This window comes from Alcanivorax sp. IL2 (genome assembly GCF_047495475.1).
Classification (GTDB): Bacteria; Pseudomonadota; Gammaproteobacteria; order Pseudomonadales; family Alcanivoracaceae; genus Alcanivorax.
This window is the reverse complement of sequence record NZ_CP179932.1, coordinates 1,028,987-1,042,248: the sequence shown is the minus strand read 5'-3', so window position 1 is coordinate 1,042,248 and position 13,262 is coordinate 1,028,987. Positions and strand designations below refer to the sequence as shown.

The window sequence follows — 13,262 nt, the reverse complement described above, 5'->3', positions numbered from 1 at the left end:
TTCAGCATCTGGCATCAAGCGTGATCCGCTGGCTATACTGGCCTGTCAGCCACCAACCGCCGAGACATGCCGTGCCCAGCACCACCCCCGACAATCAGGTCCACTGGTTCCGCAATTCGTCCCCGTACATTAACGCCCATCGGGGGCGCACCTTTGTGGTCATGCTTTCCGGCGAACTGCTGGACGGCCCGCGCCTGCCTACCCTGATTCACGACCTGGCCCTGCTCAACAGCCTGGGGATCAAGCTGGTACTGGTCCACGGCGCCCGCCCGCAGATCAGCGCGCGGCTGGCGGAATCCGGCATCGAATCCACCTTCGAACAACACATGCGCATCACTGACAGCGCCGCCCTCAACGGTGTCATGGCGGCGGTGGGTGCCCTGCGCCTGAAACTGGAAGGGCTGTTCTCCATGGGGCTGGCCAACTCCCCCATGTACAACGCCGGTATCCGCCTGATCAGCGGTAATTTCGTGGTCGCCAAGCCGGTAGGGGTACGCAACGGTTTTGACTACCAGCACACCGGCGAAGTGCGGCGCATCGAAGTGGACGCCATCCGCCAGCAACTGAGCAATGGCAATGTGGTGCTGCTGTCACCCCTGGGCTGCTCGCCCACCGGTGAACTGTTCAACGTGAATGCGGAAGAAGTCGCCTCCACCGCCGCCATCGCCCTGGGCGCAGACAAGCTCATCCTGATGGGTGATGACCTGCGCCTGGCCGACCCGGAAGGCAACCTGGTCCGCGAACTCAGCCCCCAGCAGGCAGGCAAATTGCTTGCCGGTGACCAGTACCAAGACAACGGCGTGGATCGACAGCTCACCGCCGCCTGCCACGCGGCCAGCAACGGCGTCGGCCGGGCCCACCTGATCGATGCCAACGACGACGGCGCCCTGCTCAAGGAACTGTTCACCCGCGACGGCTGCGGCACCCTGGTCACCCGGGAAACCTACGAGACACTGCGTGGCGCCCGCATCGACGACGTGGGCGGCATCCTGGAACTGATCGAACCCCTGGAAGCGGACGGCACCCTGGTGCGCCGTTCCCGGGAACTGCTGGAAAACGAAATCCAGCGCTTCGCCATCATCGAACGCGACGGCATGGTAGTCGCCTGCGCCGCCCTCTACCCCTTCCCGGACGACAAGACCGGCGAACTGGCCTGCGTGGCCGTCCACCCCGGCTATCGCAAGGGCGAACGCGGCGCCCAGCTACTGGGCTATCTGGAACGGAGGGCAAAGGAACAGGGGCTAACCAGCCTGTTCGTGCTCACCACCCTGACCGCTCACTGGTTTCAGCAGCAGGGGTTTGAGCTGGCTGGCGTGGAAGCGCTGCCGGGGGCCCGGAAGTCGCTGTATAACTGGCAGCGGAATTCGAAGGTGTTTGTGAAGGGGCTTTGACCAACGCCGCCCAGCCAGCTACACAGCCACCGCACGGTTGGCGTTGGAGCCATGCTCGCATGGCGAAGGGCTTGCAAGGAATGAACGCTTGGCTCAGTTGCGCCGCAGGCGTCAACTGGAACCACTTATTATAAAACAACTGCGCCCTTAGCTTGGAAACAGTCTGAGTATTCATCGAATGATTTATACACTTCTTTGGTTAGCTGATGTTGACCAGTAAGTATTGATCCGAACACAGCAACCAATCCATTTACACCATTTGATGCTTTAAGTGCCTGCTCTAGTATTTGGGTGGGATAGCCTTTGCTGTGGCGGTCAATCGCATGAAGGCCTCCATGCACATAAGAACTCAATGGCTTCCAAGAATATTCTTTAAACTCTAGGATTGGATCAATAGCATTTTTGGGCGCTTTCCTTTCAAGATGACTAATCATTTCACTCAGCATCGGGAGATTGTTCGCTCTTTTTTGGCTATCTTCGCTCAGTTCGGCCGTCAGCTTTCTCAATGCTGTTTCTGGAGCTGCATAGAATATCCACATGCCCCGCACCAAGCACTCAAATTGGAGGCGGAGCAGACTTATAGCTGAAGTAAAATTCCTTGAAACCAATAGAATTTTGAAGCTCTCTGCATGTTCCAGAGAGACACTGCACATGATTTTGCTGACTCTTATTCTGTCAGAGTTATCGTAAAGGGGGTGCCTTAGGATATGCACTACATAATCTTCAAATTCTGAAGATCTCACGAGCAACTTGTCTATGATAAATTCCCTTAAGTTAATAACGCCCGCCATCATGCGCTTGTCGCATGCATGGCATTGTTAGGCTGGCCCCCTACCATGAAAAGCAACATATAGCTTCTTTAATACATCAGGAAAAGCCAGCCAGTAATTTTTTGCCTTCACTTTATCCACTCCCCAGAAGAGGTTCTCGACAAAGGAAGCATCAATACACTTCTTCTCTTCTTCAGTTCCAAGCATGAACTCCCTGCGAAAGAATTCAAAAACAGGAAGGTATTGTTCTACAGGGGCAGCCCTACTCATTTCCAGATTTATGGCTTTCGCTAGACTTTCGAACCAACTGAATGCCATTTCAGGATCAACCGAATCCCACTCCTGGATATGCTTGCGATCAGCTAATCGTGTTACTTCTGGGAATTCAGCCCTGAAATTACTGTAAAGATTATCTAGTGGCATATATCAGCCTAACGCCCGCATTTGCGGCTGGTTTGTAGCGCAGCGTAAAACCAGTCCGACAACATGCGCTTGTTATACATTTCTATGAAACAGTAAACATGCTTAACTTTTGGATAAATATAGGAATTAATCGATTTCGTTCTACACTGTACTCCCACAATGATTGGCCGAAGCCTCTTATTCGATCATTCTCATCAAGCTGTTCAAACTGCTCATCCGTTATAAGCGAGAACTTAAGCCACATTGCTAAAAACTGTAACCTTCTCAAATTTCTACCTTCTTGATCATGCTCGGATAGCCCAGTCTTTTCGCAAAGCTCTTCGTAGGTCATTTTTTGATGCAAAAGAGCCTCATAAACGGATGGATCAACTACCTTTATAACGGCCAGAAACGAAATTATAGGAACAAGCCTAAGCTGATTCCTTGATGAAGATGCGTAAAAAACAGCCAGATTTGTGTAGACCCGCTCAAGCTGGCGCAATGACAAATTAAAGTGCGTGGCGAGCACGTCCAGGGAATCCACTAGATTGCGGTCATCTCCCCACGTTTCTATTTGATGTAAGCCGAATAGCCTTTTATTGTACTGATTGATGTCGCTATCGTGACGGTCACCAGTTTTCTTGGGGATCGTGGTTTCTATGTTAATAAATTTTTGAAGATAGGTGTGCGCATCTATATTTTCCCCGTATATACACTTAACGGCCTCTTCAAGCTGCTTTCTATGCATTACCAGAATAAATACAACATTCTTAACAGAAAATAGATGCTTAATTTTTTCAATGAGCTCTACGGCATAAGTGGGTTTACATCGATCGAGCTCATCGATAATTATTACTAGAGGCTTGTTGCCTTCTGGACTAAGAAGGCTCGGCATTTCCGATAGCAAGGCTTTAAATGACTGAAGCAGCTCTACATCTTGCTTGTGTGATGCTAGCCTTTCGCCGACGTAGTCTCCTACGACTGTAGACAACCCTTTAGCCACATCGGATTGAATATCTTTTAATTCGTCTATGTCACTATCCTTTATTGCACCCAGCGTGGCCGCTTTAATTCCAACTTTAGCAGTCCAGGATAATAATTGAACTCCAACATGTTTTGCCTTTTCCCGGAATTCTTTTGACTTTTGAGCATCCGGGTTTACAGAATTCAGTTCAATATATGTTGTAATAGCGCTAGCAACGGCAATAAATGCATCATCTATATAGTCATTTGCAAAAGCATCAATATATATACTAGGAACGTCGGCTTGGTTAAGCATGCCTTTCCACATTTTTACAAACGTAGTCTTTCCTTCACCCCACTTTCCATCGAGAGAGATAACAAGCTCATCGCTTGACTGGCAAACTAAATTCAATAGAGATTTACCAAAATTACTTCGGCCAAGGACATCTTGCTCGAATGCCTCATCTTCTCCGACAGTAATCGGGGGGGTGACGATGTTCATCTGTGCTCCTTCACGTATAACAGCGTATTCAATTGCACTTGCGATATATCACTTTGCAATATATCCCCGATCCGATTTTTCCCTGAATCCACCCACAACCCCAAGGCAACCAATGACTTACCCGAAATCCGGGAACCAATCTCATCAGACTTTTCTTGCACTTGCGTGTTGAACAGGATTTTTTACCCGGACTTTTCTTGCAGTGCCGATCCTGAAAATTCACTTTATCTCAGCCACTTACAAAATTCTGTAAGCCATATCCTACATATTCAACTTGCGTGCTGGTGAAAAACGGCCCTGGCGCTCTGCAGGTTAGCGTCTGGGCTATTTCGCCATGCGAGCATGGCTCCAACGGTGGGAGGGGGATGGGATGATTGCGTCAAGCGGGGCGGGCGCTGCTCCAGGGGGAGCGCCTCTCCCCGCTTCTTCGCCTTGCGAGCTAGGCTCCAACAGTGTGTGACAGTGGGTTACAATGCCCGGCTTATGTCCCGCTACTGACCATTACGAGGTTCCCATGCCGCAGTATCGCTCCCGTACCACCACCCATGGCCGCAACATGGCCGGCGCCCGTGCCCTGTGGCGCGCGACGGGCATGAAGGACGGGGACTTCGGTAAACCGATTATTGCTATCGCCAATTCCTTTACCCAGTTCGTGCCAGGGCACGTGCACCTGAAGGACATGGGCCAGCTGGTGGCCGGTGAAGTGGAGAAGGCCGGCGGCATCGCCAAGGAATTCAATACCATTGCGGTAGACGACGGCATCGCCATGGGCCATGACGGCATGCTCTATTCCCTGCCCAGCCGCGACATCATTGCCGATTCCGTGGAGTACATGGTCAACGCCCACTGCGCCGACGCCATTGTCTGCATCTCCAACTGCGACAAGATCACCCCCGGTATGCTGATGGCCGCCATGCGCCTGAATATTCCGGTGATCTTCGTGTCCGGCGGCCCCATGGAAGCGGGCAAGACCAAGCTGGCCGAGGGCAAGCTGGATCTGGTGGACGCCATGGTGATGGCCGCCGATGACAGCGTGGACGAGGAGACCCTCAACGAAGTGGAGCGCTCCGCCTGCCCCACCTGCGGTTCCTGCTCCGGCATGTTCACCGCCAACTCCATGAACTGCCTGACTGAAGCGCTGGGCCTGTCCCTGCCCGGCAACGGCTCACTGCTCGCCACCCACGCGGACCGCCGCGAACTGTTCCTGGAAGCCGGCCGTCGCATCGTGGATGTGGCCAAGCTGTACTACGAACAGGATGTGGAAGCGGTACTGCCGCGTAACATTGCCTCGGTGAAGGCCTTCGAAAACGCCATGAGCCTGGATATCGCAATGGGCGGCTCCACCAACACTGTGCTGCACCTGCTGGCCGCCGCCTTGGAAGGCGAGATCGATTTCACCATGGAAGACATCGACCGGCTCAGCCGCAAGGTGCCCTGCCTGTCGAAAGTGGCCCCGGCCACCCAGAAGTATCATATGGAAGACGTACACCGCGCCGGTGGTGTCATGGGCATTCTCGGCGAACTGGACCGGGCCGGCCTGCTGCACCGGGATATTCCCATGGTGCACTCCGCCAGCGTGGCGGAAGCGCTGGAGCACTACGACATCATGCGCACCAGCGACGAAGGCGTGAAAAAGATGTTCACCGCCGGCCCGGCGGGCATCCCTACCCAGACTGCCTTCAGCCAGGATACCCGCTGGGACAGCCTGGATGATGACCGGGAAAACGGCTGTATCCGCAACTACGAGAACGCCTACAGCAAGGACGGCGGCCTGGCGGTGTTGTATGGCAACATCGCCGAGCGCGGCTGCATCGTGAAAACCGCCGGGGTGGATGACTCCATCCTCACCTTCACCGGCCGCGCCCGGGTATTCGAATCCCAGGATTCCGCCGTGCGCGCCATTCTTGGCGACCAGATTGTGGCCGGCGACGTGGTGGTGATCCGTTACGAGGGCCCGAAAGGCGGCCCGGGTATGCAGGAAATGCTCTACCCCACCAGCTACCTGAAATCCAAGGGGCTGGGCAAACAGTGCGCCCTGCTTACCGATGGTCGTTTCTCCGGCGGCACCTCCGGCCTGTCCATCGGTCACGCCTCCCCGGAAGCGGCGGAAGGCGGCGCCATTGCGCTGGTGGAAGAAGGCGACACCATCGCTATCGACATTCCCAACCGCACCATCAACCTGGACATTTCCGATGAGGAACTGGCCCATCGCCGCAGCAAGATGGAAGCCCGCGGCAAACTGGCCTACAAGCCCATGGAAATGCGTCCACGCCGGGTGTCCACCGCCCTGAAGGCCTATGCGGCCCTGACCACCAGCGCCGACCGCGGCGCCGTGCGGGACCTCAGCCAGCTCAACAAGTAACCGACACGGGCGGCCTTCGGGCCGCCTTTTTCGTTAGCCTCGCTTCCCATCTGCCCCACACGGTTCCATGACCGCTGCCGCACCCCGGTAGACAAGGTGTTGCCACAAGGCGCTTTCTGAACAAGTATCGTAGGAACCCTGACCGGCGCCGACGCGTTACCCTCTCGGCGGTCCCGGCTTGTGCCCAACGAGGAGCACTCTGTTAATGAGTCTGACACAGCGTTTGATGCCACTGGTGGCCAAACTGATCACCAGCGAAAGCCTGCAACAATGGCGGCGGGGCTTTCGCGAATGGCGCCGCAAGCTGCAACGGCGCCCTCATCAGGCAGTCTTCTACTTCCGCATTGACGATCCCTATTCGGTGCTGATGGCCCAGGTGTTGCCCCGCTTTGCCCGGCACTTCGGCATCACTATCACCCCCCGGGTGATGCTGTACCTGGATCAGCAGATGTACCCGGCAGCGGACATGCTCGAAGAGCTGGCCCCCCGCGATGCCATCCAGCTTGCCCGCGTTCACGATCTGGATTTCCCCAAGACCTGGCAACTACCCCCCCGGGAAGTGAGCCTGGCGGCCACCCGCTGCCTGCTCAAACACGAGGGCGACGAGCGCTTCTGGAGCCTGGCCGCCGCCCTGGCCGATGCCCTGTGGCGCAACGACCACGACAAGCTGGAAGACCTGCTCACCGAGCACGGCCAGATGGCCGCCGACCGGGCACAGCTGTCCCTGGAAGCCCGTCGCGACCAGTTCCTCAAGGACGGCCACTACCTCACCGGCACCTTGCAGTACGAGGGTGAGTGGTACTGGAGCATCGAGCGGCTGGACCACCTGGCCCATCGTCTCAATGACCTGGGGCTTGGCAGCGCGGACTGGCCGCTGCCCTACGGCCGCGCCAAACGCGCCCGATTGAAAGACGTGCCGGAAGACCTGAAAGGCAAACCGCTGGTGCTGTTTTTCTCCTTCCGCAGCCCCTATTCCTATCTGGCCCTGGCCCGCACCTACGCCATGGCCGACCACTATGGTCTGAACCTGAAAATCCGCCCGGTACTGCCCATGGTGATGCGCGGGCTCTCGGTGCCCAAGGCCAAGCGTTTCTACATTCTCAAGGATGCCGCCCGGGAAGCCCGCCTGCACAAGGTGCCGTTCGGCAAGGTGTGCGATCCGGTGGGTGCCGGGGTGGAACGCTGTATGGCCATCTGGCCTTTTGCCGAGAAGGAAGGTCGTCTGCGCGAATGGTTGCGCGCCGCCGCCACCGGCATCTGGAGCCAGGGCATCAATGCCGCCACCGACAATGGCCTGAAATTCCTGGTGGAAAATGCCGGCCTGGACTGGAACCGGGCCCGCCGCTGGCTGGATGACGACAGCTGGCGCGACCGCGCCGAAGACAACCGCAACGCCATGATGGCCGCCGGCAGCTGGGGCGTCCCCAGCTTCCTGACCGAAAACACCATGGTCTGGGGGCAGGATCGTTTTGCGGTGATTGAGGCATGCCTGCTAGCCTCACAGGCCGATGACAAAGACTGAGATAACCTAATTTTCATTCCCGTAGGAGCGGCGCTTGAGCCGCGAAGCCGTTTCCGAAAAGATCTCTGGGGCGCTTCGCGGCTCAAGCGCCGCTCCTACGGCATATAAAAAACCACGGAGAGAACATCATGACGCTTGCCTATTGGTGCGTGCTTGCCGCCATTTTCCTGCCCTACCTGAATACCGCCATCGCCAAATTTCAGGGCGGTTTCGGGCCGAAGCAGAACCATAACCCCCGCGAATTCCTGGAAACCCTGGAAGGCAGCCGCAAGCGTGCTCACTGGGCCCAGCAAAACGGCTTCGAAGTCACCCCCGCCTTTGCCGCGGCCGTGATCATTGCCCACCTGGCCCAGACCGCTCCTCAACCCACCATCGACGGCATCGCCCTGGCCTTCGTGGTCAGCCGGGTGATGTTCACCGTCTGCTATATCGCCGACTGGGCCAGCGCCCGCACCCTGGTATGGGCCTTCGGCATGGGCTGTATCGTGGCGCTGTTTGTGGGCGTTGGGGCATAACGAACAGGCAATTGATGATTGAGAATGGATAATTGATAACGTAAACCCCATGAAGCCACCTGCAGTGCCAACTGGAAGTGGCTTTCGTTATCAATTCTCAATTTTCCATTATCAATTCATCCAACCGTGCCACAGACCTACACCCTATCCGTCACCGGCAAAGGCTCCTTCCCCTGCCGGATTGACCAGACAATCGTCGAGGCCGGCCAGCAGGCTGGCTTCGGCTTTCCGGTGGCTTGCCGTAACGGTGTCTGTGAGCGCTGCATGGGAACGCTTCAACGCGGACACGTTCAGCAAAGAAACCACACCATTCATGCGGGCGATGCCGATAGCACCCAGGTGTTATACTGCATCGCTCAGCCACTCAGCGACTGTGAGATAGATGTGTCCGAGGTGACCGCTCCCGGCGAACTGCCGAGCCATGAAGTGCATTGCCAGATTCAACAGATTGAAGCGCTCAATCACGATGTCAGCCGGGTCTGGTTGCAGCTGCCCGCCGGCAAGCGCGTGCAGTGGCATGCCGGGCAATACATGATGCTCAACCTGAACGGCGAGGGCTTCCCCTTTTCCATCGCCAACCATTGCGATGGCCGCAGCCTGGAGCTGCACATCCGCCATGGCGACGACAATAGTGCCGCCCAGGACATCATGGCTTACCTGGAATCAGCCAGCACCGTCAGCGCCACCCTGCCCGCCGGCATGCGCTTTATCGACAGTGCCCCGGAGCAGCCGGTGTGGTTTATCTGTGGCTCCACCGGCTTTGCCCCGGTGAAAGCCATGGTCGAGCGCCTGATCGCCCTGGACTTCGACCACCCGGTCCGCCTGTTCTGGGGTGCCCGCACCCCGGAAGATCTCTACCTGCCGACACTCCCCGCCCAGTGGAAGATGGCACTGAAAGACTTCGATTTCACCACCGCCCTGTCCGACATCCGTCATCCGGACCACGCCGAAGGCCTGGTGCACGAAGCGGCGCTGGCAGCACTGAACGAACCGGAGCTGCCCCTGTTCTACCTGGGCGGCTCCCCGCCCATGGCATGGGCGGTGTTCGATGCGCTGGTGGAAGAAGGCGTCCCCGCCGGCAATATTCACTGCGACGTGTTCGATTACGCGCCCAGGGATTAGCCGCAAGCTTCAATCTACAAGCTGCAACGCGGGGTTGGGCTCGTGCTAATCGGCAAGGCCTGGGCCTCGCGGAGCAAGCCTGTTCGGTCATGCCGCATCGAGTACCCGCTACAAATCGCGGCCCCAAACGCGCCCGGACTAGCAACAACCGGGCCCGCGTTGTAGCTTGTAGCTTGCCGCTTGTAGCTAATTCCCAAGGAAAGGATGCGATGGCGCAGGATTCTCCGCCCACAGCGCATAGCCAGACATTGCTTCTGCCTTGCCACGAATGCGACCTGGTCTGCGACGTAGACCTTGGCCAGCATAGTGGCTGGCTGCAATGCCCCCGCTGCCGGCACCCATTGATGCGCCAGGCGCAGAGTGATCAGCTGACCCCCGCGCTGGCCTTTACCGCGCTGATTCTGCTCGGCCTGTCGCTGCTCTTTCCTTACATCGGTTTCGAAAAAAATGGCATCGAGCGAGCCATGACAGTGACCGATGCTGCCTGGGAACTGGCGGTCTATCACCACCCATCACTGGCCGTTATCGTCATTGCCACCATCATAGTGATCCCGGCTCTCTATCTGCTGTCGATTTGCTGGGTACACCTGAGCCTGTCCGCTACCCGCCATCTTCCCGGCAGCCTGTTGCTGGCCCGCTGGCTACCCCGCATGCAGCCCTGGATGATGGCAGACGTGTTTGCCATCGCCGCGCTGGTTAGCCTGGTGAAGATCGTCGCCATGGCCCATATCCAGCTACTCTCCGCCTTCTGGACCTTTTCCGGCTACGCCCTGTTGCTGCTGATTACCGTCACCCGCATGAATACCGTCAGCCTGTGGCAACGGCTGCTGGGTAATCTGCAGCAACCCGCCGCCGCCCGCAGCGGACTGACCGCACGTACCCAGGGCCTGATCGGCTGCCAGCGCTGCGGGCAACTGCAAGCCCGAGGCACTCCCCGTTGCCACCGCTGCCACAGCAGCCTGCATGATCGCCATCCGCTGACCCTGCAACGGGTCTGGGCACTGCTGATCACCGCCATCCTGTGCTGCTTCCCGGCCCACCTGTTTCCCATCATGACCACCACCAGCCTGGGGCAGAACGAGCCGTCCACCATCATTGCCGGGGTCATGCTGTTCATGCGCCACGGCGACTGGCCCATCGCCCTGATCATTTTTACCGCCAGCGTGCTGGTACCGTTCGGGAAAATTCTGGCGCTGGGCTGGCTGTGTATTGCCAGCCGCCGGCGTGACACCCTGGACATGAAAAACCAGATGGCGCTCTACCGGGTCACCGAATGGGTGGGGCGCTGGTCCATGATCGATGTGTTTGTGGTGGCCATCATTGTCGCCCTGTTCCAGATGGGCAATATTCTTACCGTGACCCCCGGCGTGGGTGGTGTGGCCTTCTCCGCTGTGGTGATATTTACCATGCTGGCCGCCCACCAGTTTGATCCGCGCCTGATCTGGGACCAGCAGCAGAATCTGGCCCGCAACACACAACCGGAGCATCAGCCTTGAGTGACACCCAAGCCGAACCCCGCCGCACCCGGCTTTCCGCCGTCTGGCTGATTCCTCTGGCCGCGGCCCTGATCGGCCTGTGGTTGGTGTTCAGTTATCTCTCCAGCCAGGGGCCGGTGATCACCCTGAAACTGGCGGATGCGGAAGGCATCAACGCCGGCAAGACGCCGGTGAAAACCCGCAATGTGCAGGTCGGCCTGGTAGAAAGCGTGAGGCTCTCGGATGACATGAGCCACACCCTGCTGACCGTACAGATGCAATCAGATACCGACCGCATGCTGGCCGAAGACACCCGCTTCTGGGTGGTCAAACCCCGTATCAGCCGGGAAGGCGTGAGCGGACTGAACACGGTGCTGTCCGGGTCCTACCTCGAGCTGATGCCCGGCGAAAGCGGCAAGAAGGGAAAACGTTTCCAGGTGCAGGACACCCCGCCGCCGGAGAAAACTGGCGCCGGCCTGTTCCTGAAACTGGTCAGCGAAGCGGGAACCAATGTGGACGTGGGCGACCCGGTGAACTTTCGCAGCCTGAAAGTGGGCCGAGTCGTGGAAACCCGCTTCAACGCTGCCGACAAACGCTTCCATCACCGCATCTTTATCCAGAAGCCCTACGATGTGCTGGTCTCGGACAGCAGCCGCTTCTGGCAGATCAACGGCCTGGGCTTTCAACTCGATGCCCGTGGCTTCCAGGCTCAGATCCACTCCCTGGAAGCTCTGATCGGCGGCGGCATCACCTTTGCCGTGCCCGATGGCAACATGCGCGCCGGCGATCCGGTAAAAGACGAGCGGGAGTTCACCCTGCACAACGATGAAGAAAGCGCACGGCGGGCCCTCTACACCGACACCCTGGATTATGTATTGCTGGTGGAGAGCAGTGTGCGGGGCCTGAAAACCGGCGCCCCGGTGGAGTATCGTGGCATCCGTGTGGGCACCGTGGAACAGGTGGCCTGGGGCTTCGCCCAATCTGGCCCGGGCACTATCAGCAGCGCTCCCATTCCGGTGCTGATCCGCCTGGAACCCCAGCGCATCACTCACCAGAGCCGGGAAGATACACAGCGCTGGCGGCAGGAAATCGATCGCATGATTGATGATGGTCTGCGCGCCAGCCTGAAACCGGGCAACCTGCTCACCGGCTCCCTGTTCGTGGACCTGGATTTCCATGCCGACACGCCCGCCGGCAGCAGTGGCGAACGCTATGCGGATGTGGCCGTTTTCCCCACCGTCGACAGCGGCGGCATCAGCAAGATCGAGGACAAGATTCAGCAGCTGCTGGATACCCTCAACAACCTGCCCCTGGAATCCATTGCCGGCAACCTGAACCGCAATCTGGACAACCTGGCCGGCACCACCCAACGGCTTGAAGCCCTGCTGGCCGACCCGGCACTCAATGCCCTGCCAGAACGGCTTACCGGCACCCTGGGCGCCCTGGAAGGCACCCTGCAAGGCTGGCAGACCGGCGGTGACGGCTATCAGCAACTGCAAGGCACCCTGCAGAAACTGGATCGCTTGCTCAACGACGCTGAACCACTGCTGGACACCCTCAATCGGCAACCCAATGCACTGATCTTCCAGCGCCAGCCGGCCCCCGATCCGCAACCCAGAGGCTCACGCCAATGAAATCCTTCTTCATTTCCGGCCTGCTGATTACCCTGATGGCGTGGCTGAGCGCCTGCAGCCAGACGCCACCGGCACCCGCGCCGGACTACCTGCTACCCGGCGCCAGCCACAGCGGCCATAGCCCATTACAGATTCGCGTAACCCTGGCCAGCTATCTGGACCAGGGCGGCATCGTGCTGCAACTGAGCGATACCGAACTGCACGTGGCCCGTCAGCATCGCTGGGCGGAACCACTGGGCTCGCAATTGCAGCGGGCACTGGCAGCCACCCTGGCAAGCCAGACCACACTGCCGGAACAGGGGAAACTGGATCTGCAACTGAGCCGCTTTCAGGGCGTGCAGAGCGATGAGGGTGACATGGCCATGATCAGCGGCACCTGGCAGTTCACCTCGGAAGAACAAAACCGGCAGGGACACATTGACTGGCAGGGGCCCATCAACGGCGAGGGGTACGCAGCTCTGGTTGAAGCCCTGGATCGCGGCTGGCAGGAAAGCACACAGACCATCACCCAGGCGCTGAAATAAACGCCGGGCCGCAAACGGGTATCACACGTTGATGTCCCGGGCGTCATCGGCAAAGAGAAGGATTGTGGATTACGCCGTAG

The 13,262-nt window shown here is 58.2% G+C and carries 11 protein-coding genes and 1 pseudogene; 9 read left to right on the top strand and 3 right to left on the bottom strand.

Going from position 1 to position 13,262, the window contains the following annotated elements:
• The first annotated feature begins 71 nt into the window (after positions 1-71).
• Positions 72-1,391: an amino-acid N-acetyltransferase gene (gene argA, locus ACMG4N_RS04900; protein ID WP_297769486.1), complete on the top strand. Its 1,320-nt coding sequence runs from the start codon at positions 72-74 to the stop codon at positions 1,389-1,391.
• 128 nt (positions 1,392-1,519) lie between these two features.
• Here argA and ACMG4N_RS04895 read toward each other — a convergent pair whose 3' ends face one another.
• From ACMG4N_RS04895 to ACMG4N_RS04885, 3 genes are all read right to left on the bottom strand, one after another.
• Positions 1,520-2,044, bottom strand: coding sequence for a DUF6988 family protein (locus ACMG4N_RS04895; RefSeq protein ID WP_414433302.1), 525 nt, complete (start codon positions 2,042-2,044; stop codon positions 1,520-1,522).
• A gap of 165 nt (positions 2,045-2,209) precedes the next feature.
• Positions 2,210-2,584, bottom strand: coding sequence for a hypothetical protein (locus tag ACMG4N_RS04890; protein ID WP_158672431.1), 375 nt, complete (start codon positions 2,582-2,584; stop codon positions 2,210-2,212).
• A gap of 82 nt (positions 2,585-2,666) precedes the next feature.
• Positions 2,667-4,028, bottom strand: a complete 1,362-nt coding sequence (locus tag ACMG4N_RS04885; protein ID WP_297769476.1) for a P-loop NTPase fold protein — start codon at positions 4,026-4,028, stop codon at positions 2,667-2,669.
• Between the two features lie 514 nt (positions 4,029-4,542).
• On the opposite strand from ACMG4N_RS04885, the gene ilvD reads away from it, so the two are divergent.
• The 8 genes and pseudogenes from ilvD (at position 4,543) to ACMG4N_RS04845 (ending at position 13,182) form a co-directional block, all read left to right on the top strand.
• Positions 4,543-6,390 carry a dihydroxy-acid dehydratase gene (gene ilvD, locus ACMG4N_RS04880; protein ID WP_414433024.1) on the top strand — a complete coding sequence of 616 codons (1,848 nt, stop codon included), beginning with the start codon at positions 4,543-4,545 and terminating at the stop codon, positions 6,388-6,390.
• Between the two features lie 205 nt (positions 6,391-6,595).
• On the top strand, positions 6,596-7,912 hold the full coding sequence (locus tag ACMG4N_RS04875; protein ID WP_414433023.1) for a 2-hydroxychromene-2-carboxylate isomerase: 1,317 nt from the start codon (positions 6,596-6,598) through the stop codon (positions 7,910-7,912).
• A gap of 128 nt (positions 7,913-8,040) precedes the next feature.
• Entirely contained in the window at positions 8,041-8,427 is a 387-nt protein-coding gene (locus ACMG4N_RS04870) for an MAPEG family protein (RefSeq protein WP_297765209.1), read from the top strand.
• A gap of 126 nt (positions 8,428-8,553) precedes the next feature.
• A pseudogene (locus ACMG4N_RS04865) lies at positions 8,554-8,730 on the top strand (2Fe-2S iron-sulfur cluster-binding protein); the annotation flags it as partial.
• 81 nt (positions 8,731-8,811) lie between these two features.
• The gene (locus ACMG4N_RS04860) at positions 8,812-9,549 is read left to right on the top strand and encodes an NAD(P)H-flavin reductase (RefSeq protein WP_414433301.1); all 738 of its coding nucleotides are present in this window, start codon (positions 8,812-8,814) and stop codon (positions 9,547-9,549) included.
• A 209-nt stretch (positions 9,550-9,758) separates the two neighbouring features.
• On the top strand, positions 9,759-11,045 hold the full coding sequence (locus ACMG4N_RS04855) for a paraquat-inducible protein A (protein ID WP_297765206.1): 1,287 nt from the start codon (positions 9,759-9,761) through the stop codon (positions 11,043-11,045).
• A complete protein-coding gene (gene pqiB, locus ACMG4N_RS04850) occupies positions 11,042-12,658 on the top strand; it encodes an intermembrane transport protein PqiB (RefSeq protein WP_414433022.1) in 1,617 nt (538 codons plus the stop codon). Before ACMG4N_RS04855 ends, pqiB begins: the two co-directional genes overlap by 4 nt.
• Positions 12,655-13,182: a membrane integrity-associated transporter subunit PqiC gene (locus ACMG4N_RS04845; RefSeq protein ID WP_414433021.1), complete on the top strand. Its 528-nt coding sequence runs from the start codon at positions 12,655-12,657 to the stop codon at positions 13,180-13,182. Before pqiB ends, ACMG4N_RS04845 begins: the two co-directional genes overlap by 4 nt.
• Positions 13,183-13,262: the final 80 nt, after the last annotated feature.